Annotated in this window: 19 protein-coding genes; 6 read left to right on the forward strand and 13 right to left on the reverse strand. The window is 72.7% G+C overall.

What is annotated here, in order from left to right; all coding sequences use genetic code 11:
* Positions 1–30 precede the first annotated feature (30 nt).
* On the forward strand, positions 31–1,674 hold the full coding sequence (locus Ari01nite_RS17495; RefSeq protein WP_203782320.1) for a hypothetical protein: 1,644 nt from the start codon (positions 31–33) through the stop codon (positions 1,672–1,674).
* A gap of 38 nt (positions 1,675–1,712) precedes the next feature.
* On the opposite strand, the gene Ari01nite_RS17500 is transcribed toward Ari01nite_RS17495, so the two are convergent.
* Complete coding sequence (locus tag Ari01nite_RS17500) at positions 1,713–2,906, reverse strand: class I SAM-dependent methyltransferase (RefSeq protein ID WP_203782321.1); 1,194 nt, start codon at positions 2,904–2,906, stop codon at positions 1,713–1,715.
* 233 nt (positions 2,907–3,139) lie between these two features.
* On the opposite strand from Ari01nite_RS17500, the gene groES reads away from it, so the two are divergent.
* From groES to Ari01nite_RS17515, 3 genes are all read left to right on the forward strand, one after another.
* Entirely contained in the window at positions 3,140–3,448 is a 309-nt protein-coding gene (gene groES / locus Ari01nite_RS17505) for a co-chaperone GroES (RefSeq protein ID WP_034215116.1), read from the forward strand.
* Positions 3,449–3,517: 69 nt separating this feature from the next.
* Positions 3,518–5,170: a chaperonin GroEL gene (gene groL / locus Ari01nite_RS17510; RefSeq protein WP_203782322.1), complete on the forward strand. Its 1,653-nt coding sequence runs from the start codon at positions 3,518–3,520 to the stop codon at positions 5,168–5,170.
* An 83-nt stretch (positions 5,171–5,253) separates the two neighbouring features.
* Positions 5,254–5,541 carry a DUF1707 SHOCT-like domain-containing protein gene (locus Ari01nite_RS17515; protein WP_203782323.1) on the forward strand — a complete coding sequence of 96 codons (288 nt, stop codon included), beginning with the start codon at positions 5,254–5,256 and terminating at the stop codon, positions 5,539–5,541.
* Positions 5,542–6,469: 928 nt separating this feature from the next.
* Here the strand turns inward: Ari01nite_RS17515 and Ari01nite_RS17520 are convergent.
* The 12 genes from Ari01nite_RS17520 to Ari01nite_RS17575 form a co-directional block, all read right to left on the reverse strand.
* Entirely contained in the window at positions 6,470–8,248 is a 1,779-nt protein-coding gene (locus Ari01nite_RS17520) for an ABC transporter ATP-binding protein (RefSeq protein ID WP_203782324.1), read from the reverse strand.
* The gene (locus Ari01nite_RS17525) at positions 8,245–9,927 is read right to left on the reverse strand and encodes an ABC transporter transmembrane domain-containing protein (RefSeq protein ID WP_203782325.1); all 1,683 of its coding nucleotides are present in this window, start codon (positions 9,925–9,927) and stop codon (positions 8,245–8,247) included. Before Ari01nite_RS17525 ends, Ari01nite_RS17520 begins: the two co-directional genes overlap by 4 nt.
* A gap of 57 nt (positions 9,928–9,984) precedes the next feature.
* Positions 9,985–10,239, reverse strand: coding sequence for a hypothetical protein (locus Ari01nite_RS17530; RefSeq protein WP_203782326.1), 255 nt, complete (start codon positions 10,237–10,239; stop codon positions 9,985–9,987).
* Positions 10,236–11,300 (reverse strand): tRNA (adenosine(37)-N6)-threonylcarbamoyltransferase complex transferase subunit TsaD, encoded by a 1,065-nt coding sequence (tsaD, locus tag Ari01nite_RS17535; RefSeq protein ID WP_203782327.1) that lies wholly within the window; start codon positions 11,298–11,300, stop codon positions 10,236–10,238. Before tsaD ends, Ari01nite_RS17530 begins: the two co-directional genes overlap by 4 nt.
* A complete protein-coding gene (gene rimI, locus Ari01nite_RS17540; protein ID WP_203782328.1) occupies positions 11,293–11,727 on the reverse strand; it encodes a ribosomal protein S18-alanine N-acetyltransferase in 435 nt (144 codons plus the stop codon). The genes tsaD and rimI overlap by 8 nt, the downstream gene beginning before the upstream one ends.
* Positions 11,727–12,395: a tRNA (adenosine(37)-N6)-threonylcarbamoyltransferase complex dimerization subunit type 1 TsaB gene (gene tsaB, locus Ari01nite_RS17545; protein ID WP_203782329.1), complete on the reverse strand. Its 669-nt coding sequence runs from the start codon at positions 12,393–12,395 to the stop codon at positions 11,727–11,729. The genes rimI and tsaB overlap by 1 nt, the downstream gene beginning before the upstream one ends.
* 10 nt (positions 12,396–12,405) lie before the next feature.
* A complete protein-coding gene (locus tag Ari01nite_RS17550) occupies positions 12,406–13,080 on the reverse strand; it encodes a uracil-DNA glycosylase (RefSeq protein WP_203782330.1) in 675 nt (224 codons plus the stop codon).
* Positions 13,077–13,550 (reverse strand): tRNA (adenosine(37)-N6)-threonylcarbamoyltransferase complex ATPase subunit type 1 TsaE, encoded by a 474-nt coding sequence (gene tsaE, locus Ari01nite_RS17555; RefSeq protein ID WP_203782331.1) that lies wholly within the window; start codon positions 13,548–13,550, stop codon positions 13,077–13,079. Before tsaE ends, Ari01nite_RS17550 begins: the two co-directional genes overlap by 4 nt.
* Positions 13,547–14,623 (reverse strand): alpha/beta fold hydrolase, encoded by a 1,077-nt coding sequence (locus tag Ari01nite_RS17560; protein WP_203782332.1) that lies wholly within the window; start codon positions 14,621–14,623, stop codon positions 13,547–13,549. The genes tsaE and Ari01nite_RS17560 overlap by 4 nt, the downstream gene beginning before the upstream one ends.
* On the reverse strand, positions 14,620–15,750 hold the full coding sequence (alr, locus tag Ari01nite_RS17565; RefSeq protein ID WP_203782333.1) for an alanine racemase: 1,131 nt from the start codon (positions 15,748–15,750) through the stop codon (positions 14,620–14,622). Before alr ends, Ari01nite_RS17560 begins: the two co-directional genes overlap by 4 nt.
* 72 nt (positions 15,751–15,822) lie before the next feature.
* Complete coding sequence (locus Ari01nite_RS17570; protein ID WP_203782334.1) at positions 15,823–17,292, reverse strand: NAD(P)H-hydrate dehydratase; 1,470 nt, start codon at positions 17,290–17,292, stop codon at positions 15,823–15,825.
* A gap of 72 nt (positions 17,293–17,364) precedes the next feature.
* Positions 17,365–17,733 carry a holo-ACP synthase gene (locus tag Ari01nite_RS17575; RefSeq protein WP_203782335.1) on the reverse strand — a complete coding sequence of 123 codons (369 nt, stop codon included), beginning with the start codon at positions 17,731–17,733 and terminating at the stop codon, positions 17,365–17,367.
* 144 nt (positions 17,734–17,877) lie between these two features.
* On the opposite strand from Ari01nite_RS17575, the gene Ari01nite_RS17580 reads away from it, so the two are divergent.
* Positions 17,878–18,165 (forward strand): hypothetical protein, encoded by a 288-nt coding sequence (locus tag Ari01nite_RS17580; RefSeq protein ID WP_203782336.1) that lies wholly within the window; start codon positions 17,878–17,880, stop codon positions 18,163–18,165.
* Positions 18,162–19,727 carry an alpha/beta hydrolase gene (locus Ari01nite_RS17585; protein WP_203782337.1) on the forward strand — a complete coding sequence of 522 codons (1,566 nt, stop codon included), beginning with the start codon at positions 18,162–18,164 and terminating at the stop codon, positions 19,725–19,727. The genes Ari01nite_RS17580 and Ari01nite_RS17585 overlap by 4 nt, the downstream gene beginning before the upstream one ends.
* The last annotated feature ends 1 nt before the right edge of the window (position 19,728 follow it).

A 19,728-nucleotide genomic window follows, 5' to 3' on the forward strand; every position in this document is an offset into this window, starting at 1 on the left:
TGGCGGTCCGGTCGGAGCCGAACTTGGACGGTGGCAGCGGGAGTCATCGCACTCCCGCTGCTCGCCCTTTTCGTGGTTCGGCTCACCACCGCGGACGAGGAACCGGCCAGCACCCGCCCCACGCCACTGACTCTGTCGGCGGAAGCGGCTATCCGGTCGGCCGACAACCTCGGCCAGCTCGCGCTCGAACGAACCGACAACCCGGACCCGCTGATCGGCATCCAGGCGCTGGCGGCGTTCGAGAGCCTCGCGCGCCACAGCGCCGCTCCAGCGCTGCGTCAGCACCTGATCGCCGAGGCACTCGGGAGCTACGGCTCCACATCGGCCGCGTCCACCGAGGATGAGACCCGCCGGCTGAGCCTCCTGGCCGCCCTCGCCACGGTTTCCGGCGACCACCAGAGCAAGATCGACGTGTCGGCCGTGGACCGGCACATTGCGGCGGCCGCAGCCGATTTCGACGCACGCCTGCAGACCGATGTCGGGCAGCTCTCGACGGTCGAGGCGGCCGTTCTCGCCGCCCGGTTGAAAACCTCGTCCGGCAATGATCTGTTCCGCGTGGCGTGCCAGAAATTCCAGAACTCCACGGTCTCCCAGCAAACCGCGCGGCAGCTGGCCACCGCACACGTCATCGTCGCGTTGATCGGCCAGGAATGCGCCGGCGCCGCCGCCGCACTTCCCAAACTGGCCCCCTTCGTGCGGCCGGCGGAAATCGAAGGCTGCTATCTGTTCATGCCGGCCGCGTCGCGGACCGGCGGATCGGCTTTCGTGTCCGCGTGCTGGGACAGCATCGCCGCCTCCACCAGCGAGACGTCCCCGGCCGCATCGGTACGGGTCATTTTCGCAGCGTCGCGGTTGCTCGCCGGACTTCCGGCCGATCTGCGCACCGGGACCGTGACGAGACTGAGCAGCGCGCTGAGCAACGGCACGTACTTTCGGGGGAGCCTTTCTCCGCGGATCAACTACGACGCGTTCGGCCGCGTCCTCTCCGGACAGCTGGCGCAACGCCTGACCCCCGAAACGGTCCGCCCGTCCGCCGCCCAGCCGGTGCCCAGTTTTGCGGTTCCGGCGAACGACGAATACGGCCGGGTCATCATGAGCCTGGGCCTTCCCGGAGCCCGCACATCGGGAAGTTCCATCGACTTCCCGGCCATGCCGCCGGCGGAGCGGGTCGAGATCGGCGCCCTTGTTGCGCGGGCTGCCGACGACTGCTCCAAACTGCCGGCGGACTGGCACCGGCTGGCCGACGACTACATCGCGAACGCCGCGAAGAAGAGCCAGCCCTCCTATCTGAAGTCGAGTGCGCTGGGCGCCGTCATCAATCGGCGAACGGCCTGCTTCAGCCCCGTTCCGGTGGCGAGCGCGAATGCGATCAAACGGTTGACGACCGCCACGAAGACGGCCGTCGGGCGCCAGGTCAAGACGGACGAGAGCGCGACGACGGTGAACATCTACGCGCTGGCCACCTCGTTGGAGCTGCTGTGCGCCGCCGACTCGACGTCGCCGGTCGCCGTCGCGGCACGCGAGCAACTGCTCAGCCACGGCGACGACTACATCGCGGGCGTGCGGGACGGCAGCATCCCCGGCGCCTACAGCCTTGCCAACCTCTATGCGGCGTTCCGCGTCCGCGAAATCGTCACGACCGGCTGCACCGGCGCTTGGTGGCAGAGCCGATAGCAGACGGCCGGTCATCCGGCCGGCCGATCAATCGGCTGTCAGAGCGGACGGCACAGCAGCGATGTGGGCGCCCCCGCTACCCGGGTGAGCACCAACGAGGCCGCTTCCGGACCGGACAGGCGCAGGTCGCGGCGCAGGCGCTCGGGTTCGAGCGCCGAACCCCGTTTGCGGATCTCCAACCGGCCCACTCCGCGGTCGCGGAGAACCGCGCGCAGCCGCTTCAGCGAGAACGGCAGCACATCGGTTACCTCCAGCCGCCGGCCGAACGGGGTTTCGGCGGGCTCGTCGGCGTAGACATAGGCGATCTCCGGGTCGGCGAGGCGGCCGCCGACCGTCGCGGCGAACTCGGCCACCAGGTGGGCCCGCACCACGGCCGGGTCCGGGTCGTACAGAAAGCGGCCGACTGTGCCGACCGGCGCCCGCTCGACGCCGCTGCCGGTCAGCTGAGCCGGTTCATCCTGGTCGGCGCCGCCTGGGCGCAGCACGGTGGCGCGGCGGGCAACCTCGGCCAGCGGCCCGCACCAGAACGCGGCCTCCACCAGGTCGCCGCCCACGCTCACCCACTCCCCCTCGGCGCCGGGCGGCAGCAACTCGTGGCCGATGCCGGGGGCAAGCTTCAGCACGGTGCGCGGGACCCGGCCGGCGAGCCCGGTGACGAAATCCCACGGCGGCGAATACGACCGCGGGTCGAACACCCGGCCGCGACCCTCGCGCCGGCGGGCCGGATCGGCGAAGACCGCGTCGTAGTCCTCGACAGGCACCGACGTGGCGTCCGCGCAGTCGACCCGGATCCGGTCGGCCAGCCCCGCCACGGCGGCGTTGGCGGCGGCCATCTCGGCGGTCAGGGGATCGGCCTCCACGGCGTACACCCGAATGCCGGCACGTGCCGCAGCCAGCGCATCGGAGCCCAGCCCGCATCCCAGATCCGCCATGACCCCGACCCCGGCGGCGGCGAGGCGCGCCGCCCGGCGATCCGCCACCACCGCGCGGGTCGCCTGCTCCAGCCCGGCGCGGGTGAAGAACATCTCGCCGGCCGCCGGACCGAACTTCCCCGCCGCACGGCGGCGCAACCCGACCTGGGTGAGCGCGGCGGCCGCCAGCTCCGGATCGACCCCCCTGGACCGCAAGGCGGACGCTGCGGCCAAGGGATCGTCGCTGGTCACGGTGATCGCGGCGGCGAGGGCCCGCGTCCCTTCGGTGGTACGCAGGCGGGCCAGCAGGGCAGGGGTCACGCAGGCATTCTCCACGGCGTGACGAATTGGCACTCTGGTTGACGGAGTGCTAGTTCCGGCATAATCTCCGGTTAGCACTCTCAACATGAGGGTGCCAGCCGCGCGCCCGACGGGTGCACGGTTAGGCACCAGGCGGACCGGCACCCGCGACGACGGCTCCGCCCGGTGGCATGAGGCATTAGACCGGTCAATTCCTTTGATCGGCGACAACCTGTACCCAGGAGGGTATGCCCGTGACTACCGCGACCAAGGTTGCGATCAAGCCGCTCGAGGACCGCATCGTGGTCCAGGCGAACGAGGCTGAGACCACCACGGCGTCGGGCATCGTGATCCCCGACACCGCCAAGGAGAAGCCGCAGGAGGGCACCGTCCTCGCTGTCGGCCCCGGCCGCATCGACGACAAGGGCAACCGGGTTCCGGTGGACGTCCAGGTCGGCGACACGGTCCTTTACTCGAAGTACGGCGGCACCGAGGTCAAGTACGCCGGCGAGGAGTACCTGGTGCTCTCCGCCCGCGACGTCCTCGCGGTCATCGAGAAGTGACCTACTGACAGTGCTGACCGCCCTGGCCCACCCCGTGGGTCAGGGCGGTGGTGCGTGAAGGGACCACATATGGCGAAGATTCTCAGCTTCTCGGACGACGCCCGGCACCTGCTGGAGCACGGCGTCAACACGCTCGCCGACACGGTCAAGGTCACCCTCGGCCCGCGGGGCCGCAACGTCGTCCTGGACAAGAAGTTCGGCGCTCCCACGATCACCAACGACGGTGTCACCATCGCCAAGGAGATCGACCTCACCGACCCGTACCAGAACCTCGGCGCCCAGCTGGTCAAAGAGGTGGCGACCAAGACCAACGACGTCGCCGGCGACGGGACCACCACCGCCACCGTGCTCGCCCAGGCGCTGGTGCGCGAGGGCCTGCGCAACGTGACCGCGGGCGCCAACCCGCTCGGTCTCAAGCGCGGCATGGACCAGGCCGCCGAGGCCGTGTCCAAGGCGCTGCTGGCCAAGGCCGTCGAGGTCGACGACCACAAGGCCATCGCGAACGTGGCGACCATCTCGGCCCAGGACGCGACGATCGGCGAACTGATCGCCGAGGCGATGGACCGGGTCGGCCGCGACGGTGTGATCACCGTCGAGGAGGGCTCGGCCATGGCGACCGAGCTCGAGGTCACCGAGGGTCTGCAGTTCGACAAGGGCTTCATCTCGCCGAACTTCGTGACCGACGCCGAGTCGCAGGAGGCCGTCCTCGAGGACGCGCGCATCCTGATCACCACGCAGAAGATCGGCAGCATCGAGGAGCTGCTCCCGCTGCTGGAGCAGGTACTCCAGGCCAGCAAGCCGCTGCTGATCATCGCGGAGGACGTCGAGGGCCAGGCCCTGTCCACCCTGGTGGTCAACTCGATCCGCAAGACCCTCAAGGTCGCGGCGGTCAAGGCGCCCGGCTTCGGCGACCGGCGCAAGGCGATGCTCCAGGACTTCGCGATCGCCACCGGTGCCGAGCTGATCGCGCCTGAACTGGGCTACAAGCTGGACCAGGTCACCCTCGACATGCTGGGCACCGCCCGGCGGGTCGTGGTCGACAAGGAGAACACCACGATCGTCGACGGCGGCGGCAAGTCGCCCGAGGTCGCCGACCGGGTCGCGCAGATCCGCAAGGAGATCGAGGCGTCGGACTCCGACTGGGACCGCGAGAAGCTGTCCGAGCGGCTGGCCAAGCTGTCCGGCGGCATCGCGGTGATCAAGGTCGGCGCCGTGACCGAGGTCGAGATGAAGGAGCGCAAGCACCGCATCGAGGACGCCATCTCGGCCACCAAGGCGGCGGTTGAGGAGGGCACCGTCCCCGGCGGCGGCGCCGCGCTGGCCCAGGTCGCCAAGGAACTCGACGGCGACCTCGGCCTGACCGGCGAGGAGGCCATCGGCGTCCGCATCGTCCGCAAGGCGCTCGTCGAGCCGCTGCGCTGGATCGCCCAGAACGCCGGCCACGACGGCTACGTGGTCGTCGGCAAGGTCGACGAGCTGGGCTGGGGCCACGGCCTCAACGCGGCCACCGACGAGTACGTCGACCTGGCCGCGTCCGGCATCATCGACCCGGTCAAGGTGACCCGCAACGCGGTCACCAACGCCGTCTCGATCGCCGGCCTGCTGCTGACCACCGAAAGCCTGATCGTGGAAAAGCCGGCCGAGCCGGCTCCCGCGGCGGGCGGCCACGGCCACAGCCACGGCCCCGGTGGCCACGGCCACCAGCACGGCCCGGGTTTCTGACCCGAACGTTCCAGGAAGGGCGCGCCGCGAGGCGCGCCCTTTTCTCATGTCGTCCCCTTCCCCCGCGGCGGTAGAGTGCGGCCGTGACCATCCGGGCCTCCGACGACGACCGGCAACGCACCGTGACCGCCCTCGAGCGGCACACCGGCGCCGGGCGGCTAACCCTGGACGAGTTCGCCGAACGCGCCCGCCTGGCCCACGACGCCCGCACCCTGGACGACCTGGCCGCGGTGGTGCAGGACCTGCCGGCCGACCCGTCCCAGGGTCCGCCCGACGCCGACCGCCCCCGCCGCGACCTGCTGATCCTCTTCGCGATAGCCGCCGCGACGCTGCTGCTGCTGGGCGTCTTCATCGCCACCACCCGCGGCTGAGCCGCTTCCGGTCGGGTTCCGCCCCGGTCCGTCCCGGCGGCGTTCCAGCCCTGGCAAACTCACGCCGCACGTTATGGTGCGGTGGAGTCGCGACGTCACCCCGCCCGGCAGTACGGCGCTCGCCCAGCCCTTTTGGCCGCAAACCTCCCCGCGCTGGCGCTCGTCCGCGACGCGATGGTGTCGATCTGCTGTTCGGCGATGACCGAGATCGCCAAGATCTGCCCCGGCGGCCCGCAGCTTCGCCGCGCACATCAGCAAGCCCTCTCTAGAAGTCTCAACCGGTGGCCTTGCAGCCAAGTTCCTATTCCCCGTCCCCGAAAACCCTCATGCCGAACCCGCTCCCACAGCGAGGCACCGTCCTGCCCAGTGGACGAACTGTCCCACCAGTCGACAGACTCACTGGAACAAGAGCCATAAATACACCTATAAAGCCCACTGCAGGTAGACCTTGGAAAGTTCCTGTTCCACCGAACGCAAACTTTTCACGATCGCGACTCGGAGCCACCATCGCCAGGCGTCTGCGGGCATCGGTGCAGTCGGCAACTCCCCCAACCGCGCTAACCGAATGGTGAAGTCGAGCGGCCACCCGCGCACCCGTCACCCGCACAACCCGGTCACCCACACACCCACCGCCCACGCACCCTGGCGGACGCACCCCGTCACCCACGCACCCTGGCGGACGCACCCCGTCACCCACGCACCCTGGCGGACCACGCACCCCCATCGCCCACGCACCCCGTCATCCACACACCCTGGCGGACCACGCACCCCCATCGCCCACGCACCCCGTCATCCACACACCCTGGCGGACCACGCGCCCCGGCCGCCCACGCACCCAGCCACCGCACGCACCCGCCGCCAGCCAGTGGGCGTCCCCCGCACGCGGCAGGCAGCACCCCCAGGTCGGCCCCGCCGCCGGCCGAGGGGGTCAGTGGCTCGTGCGGAGTTCCGCGTCGGGGACTCGCTCGCCGTGCCAGGAGCGCCACAGCGCGGCGTAGGGGCCGTTCGCCGCGACCAGGTCGTCGTGGGAGCCCAGTTCGGTGATGCGGCCGTCCTCGACGACGGCCACGCGGTCGGCGTCGTGGGCCGAGAACAGGCGGTGGGCGATCGCCACTACCGTGCGGCCGTGCAGGACCGCGGCTAGCGAGCGTTCCAGGTCGCGGGCCGCCCTCGGGTCGAGCAGCGACGTGGCCTCGTCGAGCACCAGCGTGTGCGGGTCGGCCAGCACGAGCCGGGCCAGCGCGATCTGCTGGGCCTGCGCGGCGGGCAGCGGGTGTCCGCCGGCACCGACCGTGGTCTCCAGGCCGTCCGGCAGCGCCAGCACCCAGTCGAGCGCATGCACCGCGGCCAGGGCCGCGCGTACCTCCTTTTCGGCGGCACCGGGCCGCACCATCGCGATGTTGTCGCGCACCGTGCCGATGAAGACGTGATGCTCCTGGGTGACCAGGGCCACCTCGGCGCGCAGCCGGTCGAGCGGCAGGTCGCCGAGCGGCACCCCGCCGACCGTGATGAGCCCGGCGGTCGGCTGGTGCACGCCGGCCAGCAGGCGGCCCAGCGTCGACTTGCCGGCACCGGACGGGCCCACGATGGCCAGCCGCTCCCCCGGTGACAGCGTGAGGTCGATGCCGTGCAGCACCTCGCGGCCCGGCACGTACGCGAAGTGCACCCCGGCCACCTCGATCCGGGTGCCGTCCGGCTCGGCAGCGCCCGCCCCGGCCGGTGCCGGCTCGTCGGCGGCCACGCCCAGCAGCCGGGCCAGCGCGGCCCCGCCGACCTGCAACTCGTCGAGCCAGCTGAGCAGCCGGTCGACCGGGTCGATCAGCATCTGCACGTAGATCACCGCGGCGGTCAGCTGGCCCAGCGTGACCGTGCCGCGCAGGTAGAGCACGCCGCCGGCCAGCAGCGTCGCGACCACCGGCAGTACGTAGCTGAATTCGATGATCGGGAACCAGACCGTGCGCAGGAACAGCGTGTATTTCTCGGCCAGCCAGGTGCGATGCAGGTCGGCGTCGGTGCGCTCGATCCGCCGGCGCTGGCGGCGCAGCGCGTCGACCGTCCGCGCACCCTCGACCGACTCGGCCAGGCCGTCGGTCACCGTGGAGTAGACCGCGTTCTGGCGCAGGTAACCGGCGGGGGCGCGGCGCAGATACCACCGGGTGCCGGCCACCATGATCGGGACGGCCACGAAGAGCGGCAGCGCCAGCAACGGGCCGGCCAGCACCAGCGCGCCGATCACCAGCAGCATGGTGAGCAGCGCGATCATCGTTTCCGGTACGGCGAGACGCACGCACCTGGACAGCGCGTCGACATCGCGGGTGGTGCGGGTCAGCAGGTCGCCGCTGCCCGCCCGCTCCACCGTGGACAGTGGCAGGGCCAGCACGCGCTCGATGAACTCCTCGCGCAACGACGCCTGCACCCGCTCGCCGAGCCGGGCCGACGCCACGTGGGCGAACCGCACCAGCACCGCCTGGAGCACCACGAAGCCCGCGATCAGCGCCGCCAGCCGATCCACCACGCCGACGCCCTCGCCCTGCTGGATGGCCTCGACCAGATCGCCGAGCAGCCGCGGCCCGACCAGCCCGGCGACCGCCGCGAACACGTGCAGGCCGACCACCCCGGCCAGCGTCCGCGGGTGCCGGCGGAACAGGTCGCGCGCGTACTGGCGGACCTGGGCGGTGCCGGCCACCGGCAACAGGTTGCTACTCACCGGTCCTCCCGCAACACGGTGCTCGCGTATCGCGGTTCGGCGTCGAGCAGGCCGTGATGGCTGCCCTCGGCCACCACCCGGCCGCCGTCGACGAAGCACACCCGATCGGTGCGGTCGAGCACGAGCGGGCTGGTCGTGCAGATCACCGTGGTGCGGCCGGCCCGGGCGGTGACCAGGCGGTCGGCGATCCGCGCCTCGGTGTGCGCGTCGACCGCGCTGGTCGGCTCGACCAGCACCAACGTCTCGGGGTCGGCGACCAGGGCCCGGACCAGCCGCAACCGCTGCTGCTGACCGCCGGAGAAGGTGCGCCCGCGCTCGGCCACCGCACTGTCGAGGCCGTCCGGCAGGGCCTCGACGATGTCGCCGGCCGCGGCCGCGTGCAGGGCCGCCGGCAGAGAACCAGAACCCTGCGGGTCGAGATCGGCGTGCAGCGGACCGGTGAAGAGGCGGTCGTCGTTGTCGGCCACCAGGACGCGTTCGCGCACGGTGGCCAGGGCGAACTCGGACAGCGGCCGGCCACCGGCGGTGCCGCCCTCGGCGTAGCGGCCGAGCCGGTCGGCGATGCGGGCCGCGTCGGCCGGAACGGTCGCCACGATCGCGGTGATCTCGCCGGGCCGGATGACCACACCGGACTCGGGATCGGCCAACTCGCCGGTGAGGTGTGCGACCGGTGCCGCCGGGTCGGGCAGATCGGTGCGGGCGGCCAGCATCGCCACCACCCGGCGACCGGCCACGTGGCCGCGCGTGATCTTGTCGAGCGCCTCGGTCAGCTGGCGCAGCGGGGCGACCAGGAACGCCGCGTACGCGTAAAAGGAAACCAGCTGGCCCACCGTGATGTCGCCGGACAGCGCGAACCGGGCGCCCAGCCAGGTGACCAGCACCAGGAACACGCCGGGCAGCAGCACCTGGGCCGCCTCGAGCAGCGCCTCGACCCGGGCCGTGCGCACGCCGGCGACCCGGAGCTCCTGCGACTCGGTGCGGTAGCGCTCGGCCATCACCGCCTCGCCGCCCACCCCGCGCAGCACCCGCAGGCCGCCGACCAGATCGGCGGCGCGACCGGTGAGCCGGCCCTGCCGTTCGCGGGTCTGCTGCTGGCGCCGGTGCAGCGGGCGGATCAGCAGGCCCACCACCGCCATCAGCAACGGCACCCCGAGCACCACCACGAGCCCGAGCGGCACCGAGGTGACCAGCAGAACGACCGTCACGGTGACGACCGCGACCAGCGAGCCGGTGCCGCGCGCGGTGATGTCGATCGCCGAGCCGATCTGCCGGATGTCGGAGGTGCCGATGGCAACCACCTCGCCGGTGTCGAGCCGGCGCGGCAGCGCGGACCCGAGCCGGCCGGCCTGGCGGACGGTCACCTGGATGGTGGTGAAGGTGGCGCCCAGGAAGTTGACCACCGTGAGCCGGTGCCGGCAGATGTTGGCGACCGACTGCACGACGCCGACCCCGAACAGCACCAGGCACCAGGTCAGCAGCGGACGGCCCTGGTGGGCGGTGGCCGCGTCGATCGCCAGGCCGATGATCGCCGGCACCGCCGCCTGGCACAGCATCCACAGCACGCCCAGGGCCATCGCCAGCAGGACGGTAGGTCGGTAGCGCCAGATCAGCCAGCCCAGATAGCGGGTGGCGGACCGGCCGTCGGGCGTGCCGGGATCGGCGTCGGGCAGGTGTCGCATCAGGGCACCGACGTTACGGGCCGGGTACGACAGTTCGCGATCGGTTATCCCACCGGGTCAGCGGTCGACGGGTGTGAAGTCCCATACATGCGGGGCCCGGGCGACCAGCTTGGCGGGCGGGGCCGGCAGGCTCTCCGGATTGCTGCGCCAGCGTGAGATGACCACAATGCGGTTGTCGGTGGACGAGTACACGTCGCTCGAAACATGTTGCGGCAGCACCTCGATCCGGGGCACCGCCACGTCGCAGACCCAGACCAGCAGCTCGTCGAAGCCGCTCGCCAGCGCCCGCACCTCCCACATCCGTGCGATCATGCTGGCTTCCTACCCGGAACGCTGACCGCGGTCAATGCCATCGCGGAATCGGCAGGCAGATCGAGATGGCTGGGCGCCACGCCGGCCGCGACCAACCGGGAACCGAGGGCGGCCACCATCGCACCGTTGTCCGTGCACAGTTGCGGCCGTGGCACGCGTACCTCGATGCCGTGTTTTTCCGCTCTTTGCTCGGCGAGCACCCGCAGCCGCGAGTTGGCGGCCACCCCACCACCAATAACCAGAGTTTGTACGCCGTGCGTCCGGCACGCGTCGATCGCCTTGGCGGTGAGCACATCGCACACCGCCTCCTGGAAGCTGGCGGAAACGTCAGGCACCGGCACCTTTTCGCCGGCCCGCTCGCGCGCCTCGACCCAGCGGGCCACCGCGGTCTTGAGCCCCGAGAACGAGAAGTCGAACCGGTGCGCCGCCTGATCCTTGGGCGCGGTGAGTCCACGCGGGAACGCGATGGCGGCCGGATCGCCCTCGCGGGCCGCCCGGTCGATCAGCGGGCCACCCGGGAAACCCAGCCCGAGCAGCCGCGCCACCTTGTCGAACGCCTCGCCGGCCGCGTCGTCGATGGTCGCGCCGAGCGGGGTCACGCCGTTGGTCAGATCGTCCACCAGCAGCAGCGACGAGTGGCCGCCGGAGACCAGCATGGCCACCGCGGGCTCGGGCAGCGGGCCGTGCTCCAGCGTGTCCACCGCCACGTGCGCGGCCAGGTGGTTGACGCCGTAGATCGGCTTTTCGGCGGCCAGTGCGTAGCCCTTGGCCGCGGCCACCCCGACCAGGAGCGCACCGGCCAGCCCCGGCCCGCTGGTCACCGCGATCGCGTCGAGGTCGGCGAGGGTGACCTTGGCCTCGTCGAGCGCGCGCTGCATGGTCGGCACGATCGCCTCGAGATGCGCGCGACTGGCCACCTCGGGCACCACGCCACCGAACCGGGCGTGCTGGTCCACACTGGACGCCAGCGCGTCGGCGAGCAGGGTGTGCCCGCGGACGATGCCGACCCCGGTCTCGTCGCAGGAGGTCTCGATCCCGAGGACCAGGGGCTCGTCAGGCATCGCGCATCATCACCAGAGCGTCGGTGTTGCTGGGTTGGTAGTAGCCGCGGCGGATCCCGACCGGCTCGAAGTCGTACGTCGCGTACAGCCGCTGGGCCGGCTCGTTGTCGACCGCCACCTCCAGCAGGGTCTGCTTGATGCCGCGCCGCTCGGCCTCGGCGAGCAGCGTCTCCAGCAGTTCGCGACCGACCCCGCGGCGTTGGGCGGTCCGGCGCACCGCGATATTTTGCACCCAGGCCTCGCCGTCGCCGGCCGCGAGTCCGGCATAGCCGAGCACCTCGTCGCCGTCGAGCGCCACCACGTAGTAGTGCCGCTGCGCCAGCTCGTTCCAGAACATGGTGGCCGACCATTTCTCGACGCCGAACAGGTCCTCCTCGACCGGCAGCACCTCGGCGATGTGCCACCAGCGGAACCGTTCGATGCGCATCAGGTCAGCACCGGCTTGCGTGCCGCGGGCTCCACGGCATCCGGTCGCCGCAGGTAGAGCGGGGTCAGCGGCTCGCTCGGCGCAGCCTCGCGAATCCGCTCGGCGGCGAGGGCCACGAGGGCGGCTCCGGGTGGGTACAAGAGATCATCAAGCACGGGTACGCCGAACAGGTCGCCATATTTGAGGCCGCCCTCGCCAGCCACGCGATCGAAGCGCCCCGCCAGCCGCGCGGCGACCTCGGCCGGCTTGTCGACGTCGGGCCCGGCCTCGCGGACACCGTCCACATAGGTCGCGTAGTAGACCTCGCGGCGCCGCGCGTCGGTGGCCACCAGCACCCGCCCCGGACCGGCGGCCCGGCCCAGGCCGTCCAGCGAGCACACCCCGTACGTCGGAATGCGCAGCGCCTGCGCCATGCTCGCGGCGGTGGCCAGGCCGACCCGGAGCCCGGTGAACGGGCCGGGCCCGACCCCGGCCACGATCGCCCGCAGGTCGGCCGGGCGCACCCCGGCACCGGCCAGCGTCGCGGCGATCTCCGGCGCCAGCTTTTCGCCGTGCGCGCGGGGGTCGACCGTCCGCTGCTCGGCGATGCCGGCCAGGCCGTCGGGGGTCACTTCGACCAGCGTGGCGGTCGACGCCGGGGTGGCGGTGTCCAGGGCGAGTACGAGCACGTCCCCGACCCTAACGCCGGGCCCAGTCGATCAACTCGCGGCCACCGTCGGCCAGCGCCTTGTTGGCCGCGCTGAACGGCTTGGCACCGCGGAAGCCCTTGGGGTTGAGCGGGCTCGGGTGGCCGGCCTCCAGCACCACGTGCGCCGGGTTGGTGATCAGCGTCGCCTTCTTGCGCGCGTACCCGCCCCAGAGCAGGAACACCACCCGGTCGTCGCGGGCGTTCAGGGCCTGGATGGTGGCATCGGTGAACGCCTCCCAGCCCTTGCCGCCGTGCGAGGCGGCCGCGCCGGCCCGGACCGTGAGCACCGCGTTGAGCAGCAGCACGCCCTGCTCGGCCCAGCCGGTCAGGTCGCCGGAGAGCGGCGGCGCGACGCCGACGTCCTCGGCCAGTTCTTTGAAGACGTTGCGCAGCGACGGCGGGATGCGCACCCCGTCGCGCACGCTGAAGCTGAGCCCGTGCGCCTGGCCGGGACCGTGGTAGGGGTCCTGGCCGAGGATCAGCACCCGGGTCTGCTCGGGTAGGCACAGCCGGTAGGCCGCGAACAGGTCCTCGATCGGGGGATAGACGGTGTGCGACGCGTACTCGCTCGCCACGAAGGCACCCAGCGCGGCCGTGGCGTCGGCGTCCAGGTAGCCGGCCAGCTCGGTGCGCCACTCGGCCGGCAGCAGGTCAGGCAGGTTCAAGCTGTCTCTCCTGAGGATGGGTCCAGGTCGCGCAGCCGGTCCGCCCAGTCGCCGCCGTGCGGCACCAGCTCCACCACCCGGGTGTCGTCGTCCAGGCGGTCGATACGCACCTGGAGGTATTCGTCGTTGAGCTGCTCGACCAGCCCGGCGCCCCACTCCACCACGGTGACCGCGTCGTCCGCGGAGGCGTCCAGGTCGAGGTCGTCGATCTCGGCGCGCGGGTCGGGCCGGTCGCCCAGCCGGTAGGCGTCGGCGTGTACGAGCGGGGTCGGCCCCCGGTGCACCCGGGCGATCACGAAGGTCGGCGAGGTGATCGCGCCGGCCACTCCGAGACCGGCGCCGATGCCCTGGACCAGGGCGGTCTTGCCGGCGCCCAGCGGTCCGGTGAGCAGCACCAGGTCGCCGGCCCGCAGGACCCGGGCGAGTCGCCGGCCGAAGGCGTGGGTGTCGGCCAGGGTGGGCAGTTTCACGAGAGTCTCTCCACGAAGGACATCAGCGCGGCGTTGACCTCGTCGGCCTTTTCCAGCATCACCACGTGTCCACTGTTTTCGACCTTGATGTATCGGGCGTCGGGCAGGTGTTTGAGGATCTCCTCGGAGTGGATTACCGGGGTCAGGTAGTCCCGGGTGCCGACCACCACCAGCACCGGCACGCCGCGCAACGCGGACAGCGCCGGGTAGCGGTTGTGGCTGTAGAGCGTGTTCAGGTATTTGGTCAGCGTCTCGGCCGAGGTCTTGGAGTTCATCCCCTCCACGAAGGAGACCAACGACGGGCTCGGCTTCGGGTCGCCGAAACCGTACCGCCGGGTCAGCAGCCAGGCCAGGTCGGAGGAGGCCACCCGGGCCCGGTCGATGGCACCGCCACCCAGGTTGGCGGCCCTGCCCCAGAGCGGGAAGAACGGCGCGCTGGCCCGGGCCACCAGCGACGGCACGGCCAGCTTGGCCCGGTCGAACAGCCGGGCCGAGGTCGAGATCAGCGCCACACCGGTGACCCGGTCGCCGAACCACTCCGGGTACTGCTCGGCGAACGCCATGATCGTCATGCCGCCCATCGAGTGTCCGACCAGGATGATGCGGCCCTCGGGCACGGTCGCGTCGAGCACCGCGGCCAGCGACTTGCCCAGCCCCGCGATGTCGTAGTTGCCGGATTTCAGCTTGCTGGACCGGCCGTGCCCGGGCTGGTCGTAGAACACCAGCCGGTGATCGGCCCGCTCGGCGAACTCCTTGCGCTGGAAGTAGAACGTGCCCATGTCGAGCGCGAAGCCGTGCACGAAGACGATGGTCGGCTCGCCGGTGGGCGCGGCCGGCTCGACGATCTCGACGTGCAGGTTGGTGCCGTCGGCGGCGGTGACCGTCATCTCCCGGTCAAACTGCTGATCGCCGAACGGCTCGTCGAGGTATTGATCACCCGGGGCGTTGACCGACCGGCGCACCAGGGCCCGCTCGACCGCGAACGCGGTGGCCAGGCCGGCGGCCACCACACCGGCCGCGGCACCGGCGATGCCGACCTGTTTGCGGCGCCGCCGCGACGATCGCGAACTCATGCCGGCTCCCCGGCGGTGCCGTCGTAGACCCGCGGCACCCGGCTGCTGCCGAACCTCGTCACGATCTCGTAGTTGATCGTGCCGACCACCGCGGCCCAGTCGTCGGCGGTCGGCCCGCCGTCGTCCCCCGGCCCGAACAGCGTGGCCACGTCGCCCGCGACCACCGGATCGTCGCCGACGTCCAGCACGATCTGATCCATGCAGACCCGGCCCGCGACGGTGCGCCGCTTGCCGCCCAGCTGGACCGGCCCGGCGTTGGACCCGGCCCGCGGCACCCCGTCGGCGTAGCCCAGCGGCACCAGCGCCAGCGTCGTCTCGCGCTCGGTGACGTAGGTGTGCCCGTACGACACGCCCTGCCCGGCCGGGACCCGCTTGGTCTGCGCCACCCGGGCCCGCGCGGTCATGGCCGGCCGCAGCCCGAAGGTCTCGCCTTCGACCGGCGACAGACCGTACACGGCGATGCCCGGGCGGACCAGGTCGTAGTGCGCGTCCGGCCGGGTCAGGGTGGCCGCCGAGTTGGCGATGTGCCGGTAGCGCGGAATGATGCCGAACCGCTCGGCCGTCGCCAGCGCGTCGGCGAACGCGGCCAGTTGCCGGTCGATCGTCTCGTGCCCGGGCGAGTCCGCGGCGACGAAGTGGCTCCACACGCCCACCACCTCGAGGTCACCGTCGGCCTGCGCCTTGGCGGCGTCCTCCAGCATCACCGGCCATTCGGCCGGGGTGGCGCCGCCGCGGGCCAGCCCGGTGTCGATTTTGAGGTGTACGCGCGCGGTCCGCTCGGCCCGGCGTGCGGCCGCGACCAACTCGCCGACCAGGTGCGGGCTGCCGGCGCTCAGGTCGATGCCGGCCGCCACCCCGTCGTGCAGCGGCATCCCGGGCGAATGCAGCCAGGCCAGCACCGGCACGTCGGACAGACCGCCCCGGCGCAGCGCGAGCCCCTCGTCAAGGGTGGCCACCCCCAGCCAGGTCGCACCGCCGGCCAGCGCGGCCCGGGCCGACGGCAGCATGCCGTGGCCGTACCCGTCGCCCTTGACCACCGCCATCACCTCGGCGGTGGTGCCGGCGCGCAGGATCGCGACGTTGTCCCGGATGGCGTCCAGATCGACCCGGACCTCGGCTTGCCACATGATTCCCAGCCTACGTTTCTCTCACTCCAGCAGCCCGGCCTCGCACCCCGGCAGCCGGCCTTCCCATCCCGCTCATCCCCGCGGCCCGGTCTCTTCCAGCAGGCCGGCGAGCACCGGGCGAAGCGCGGCGGCCACGTCCGGCGCGGTCGCCGGTCCGGCCCCGGCCGCCCAGCGGCCGGCCAGGCCGTGCACATAGGCCGCGGCGACCGCGGCCCGCTCCGGCGGCAGCCCGGCGGCCAGCAGCGAACCGAGCAGGCCGGCCAGCACGTCCCCGCTGCCCGCGGTGGCCAGCGCCGACGTGCCGGTCGGGTTGGCCCACACCTCACCGGACGGGGTCGCCACGATCGTCCGGTCGCCCTTGAGCAGCACCACGCCGTTGATCCAGGCGGCCAGCTTGCAGGCGGCACCCACCCGATCGGGACCGGGCGCCTCGCCGGCCAGCCGCTTGAACTCCCCGTCGTGCGGCGTGATCACCAGCGGCGCGTCCCGGCGCAGGTCGTCGGCGTGCCGGCCGTCCACCAGCAGGGTCAGCGCGTCGGCGTCGAGCACCACCGGCAACGACGTGGCCAGCACGCTGCGCAGCGTCCGGCGGGCGTCGTCGTCGGTGCCCAGGCCCGAGCCACACACCCAGGCCTGCACCCGGCCCGCGTGGCCGACCCGGTCGACCGCCACCACGGACGGGTGAGCCCGGACCACCTCCTGGTGGGCGCTGCCCGCGTAGCGCACCATGCCGGTCGGCCCGGCCAGCGCCCCGCTCACCGAGAGCAGCGCGGCACCCGGATATTTCGCCGAGCCGGTGGCGATGCCGACCACGCCCCGGGTGTATTTGTCGGAGGCGGCCTCGGGTCGCGGCCACCAGCCGGCGACGTCATCGCCGTCGGACACCCGCAGCGCCGGGTCGGCCCGCAGTACCGGCGCCAGGCCGATGTCGACCAGCTCGACCTGCCCGCAGCGGGCCGCGGCCGGCCCCACCAGATGCGCCGGCTTGTGGCAGCCGAAGGTGACCGTGACGTCGGCCGTGACCGCCTCGCCCGGCACGTCGCCGGTGTCGACCGCGACCCCGCTCGGCACGTCCACGGCGACGACGGCAGCGCGTACGCCTGAATGCCCACGCAGCTCACCCAGCCGTGCCACCAGCGCGGACGCGGGCGGACGCAGGCCGCCGGCCGCACCGATCCCGACGATGCCGTCGAGCACCAGGTCGGCCCGGCCGGGCAGGTCGGACACGGTGAAGCCGCCCGCGGCCCGCAACGCGGCCAGTGCGGCCAGGTGCACCCGGTCGGACCGCAGCAGCAGGGCCCGCACCTGAGCACCCCGCCGGGCCAGCGCGGCACCGGCATAGAGCGCGTCTCCGCCGTTGTCACCGCTGCCCACCAGCAGCAGGACGCGGGCGCCGTAGACACCACCGCCCTCCTCGAGGAGCAGCGCGCACCGCCGGGCCAGCCCCGCCGCGGCCCGCTGCATGAGTGTGCCCTCCGGCAGCGACGCCATCAGCTCCTGCTCGGCCGCCCGCACATCGGCGACCCGCCATGCCTGTCGCATCCGACCTCCAAAGCCCGTTGGTGCTGCCGTCGGTTTTAGGCCCCGGGTACGACAGTTTTGCGTCGGTCCTGGTCAGGACTCTGCTACCACCATCGCCGAGGCGATGCCGCCGTCGTGCGAGAGCGACAGATGCCATCGGTTGACGCCCCGCTCGGCGGCGGCGGCGGCGACCGTACCGGAGACGGTCAACCAGGGCCGGCCGTCCGGGTCGGCGACGATCTCACAGTCGTGCCAGCGCAGGCCGGCCGGCGCACCGAGCGCCTTGGCGACGGCCTCCTTGGCGGCGAACCGGGCGGCCAGCGACTCGGCGGAGCGCGGGTTGCCGGACCCGGTCAGCCGCTCGCCCTCGGTGAAGAGGCGGTCGGCCAGCAGCGGCGTCCGGTCGAGCGCGCGGGCGAAGCGTTCCACCAGGACGACATCGATACCGACAGCCACGATCACGGCCCAACCCTATCGGTTGTCACATTCGCAAGACCTGTGGACAACTTTGCCGTCCGCGGGACGCCATCCGTCCACAGGCACCGCGCCGCCGGTCCCCGGAGCCCTAATCTCGGCGCCATTCCGTTCCCCGCATGGAGGTTGCCGATGAATCCCGATCTCGAGGTCGACATGGACGAACTGGGTCGTGCCGCCTCCGCATTGGCCGCCACCGCCGACCGGATCGCCGCCGGGAGCGCGCCGGCACCGGCGGTCCCGACCACGCCGCGCTGGCACGCTGTCGACGCCACCGCCCTGGCCTGCGCGGCGGCCCGGCAGCAGCTCGCCTGCCTCGGCGCCGACGTGGGCGAGACCGCTCGCCTGATCGAGGCGGCCGCCGCGGCGTATGAGGTGGCCGACGCCCGTGCCGCCACCCGTTTCCGGTTGACCCGATGAGTGCCGCCGCGGTCTATTCGCGCTTGCGGGCCACCGATCCGGACCGCTGGCGGGTGGTCGCGCTGGCCTGGCGCCGCTGGGCGGCCCGGGCCGGAGCGCTGGTAGCCGACCTGGCCGCCGGCGCCGAGCGGGTGGCCGCCGACTGGTCCGGCGCGGCCGCGGCGGCCTGCGCGGCCCGGCTGGCCCGGCTGCGGCGCGGGCTGGTGCTGTTCCGGGTGCTGTGCTGGCAGGCCGACCAGGCGGTCAGCGAGTTCGCCGCGGCCCTGGCCCGGGTCCGCCTGCTGCTGGCCCGGGCGCAGACCGCCGCGTCCCGGGCCGGTCTGACGATCGACGACCAGGGCATCCTCCGCGGAGCAGTTCCGCGGACGGCCGGCACCGGCTCAGGCGGACCGACCGGTGTGGGCGCTGCGAACCCCGCCGTGGTGGACGAGATCACGGCCGACCTGGGCGCCGCGGTCGCGGTGGCGGCTCGCGCCGACGCCGTGGCGGCCGCACGGCTCGGCGAAATCGAGGCGGCAACCCGCGCGGCACTACAGTCAGCGGCACCCCGGTCGCCCGGGCCGGACCGGCCGGACTGCACGGCCTCCCCGGCCGAGGTGGCGCGCTGGTGGGTCGGGCTCGACCCGGCCGCGCGGCGCTGGCTGCTGATCACCGAGCCGGGCTGGCTCGCCGCCCTGGACGGCCTGCCGGCCGCCGACCGCGACGCGGCCAATCGGTTACTGCTGGACCAGGCCCGCGACGGGTCCGGCGAGCTGCGGCGCGGACTGGACGCGCTGACCGACCGGCTGGCCGACGACCACGGTCCCCGGACCTACCTGCTGCGACTCGACCTGGCCGGCGACGGCCGGGTCGTGGTGGCGCTCGGCGACCCGGACCGGGCCGACAACATCGTCACCCACGTGCCGGGGATGACCGCCGACCTGGGGTCGTTCGGCGGCGAGCTGAACCGGGCCGCCCGGGTGGCCGAGCGGGCCGGCGAGGTCGCACCCGCCGCGTCGACGAGCGCGGTGCTGTGGCTCGGCTACGACGCGCCGGACTTCGTCGACGAGGCGGCCGGCGCCCCGCGGGCCGAGGCCGGTGCGCCCGCGCTGCGCAGCTTCCAGGAGGGGCTGCGAGCCGGTCACGAGGGCCCGCCGGCGCGGCAGACGCTGATCGGTCACAGCTACGGCTCGCTGGTGGTGGGCCGGGCCGCGGCTTCCGAGGGGCTGGCGGCCGACGAGGTCGTCTTCATCGGGTCGCCCGGCGTCGGCGTCGACGCGGTCGGTGAGCTGGCCGTCCCGCCGGACCGGGTGTGGGCGACCACCTCGCGCACCGACATCATCCAGTACGCAGCGGTCGCGCCCGGCGGTCTGCTACGTGACCTGGCGGTGGCCGGCTTCGCGCCGCTGCGGGTGTTGGCCCGGCCGGAGCGCGACCTGTGGTTCGGCCACAACCCGAGCGATCCGGGCTTCGGCGCGCGGGTGTTCGCCAGCTCGCCCGGCGCGGGCCACCTCGGCTACTGGGACCGGGGCAGCCCGTCGCTGGACGCGCTGGCCGCCATCACGCTGGGCACAGCGCGATGAA

Source organism: Paractinoplanes rishiriensis (assembly GCF_016862375.1).
Lineage (GTDB): Bacteria > Actinomycetota > Actinomycetes > Mycobacteriales > Micromonosporaceae > Actinoplanes > Actinoplanes rishiriensis.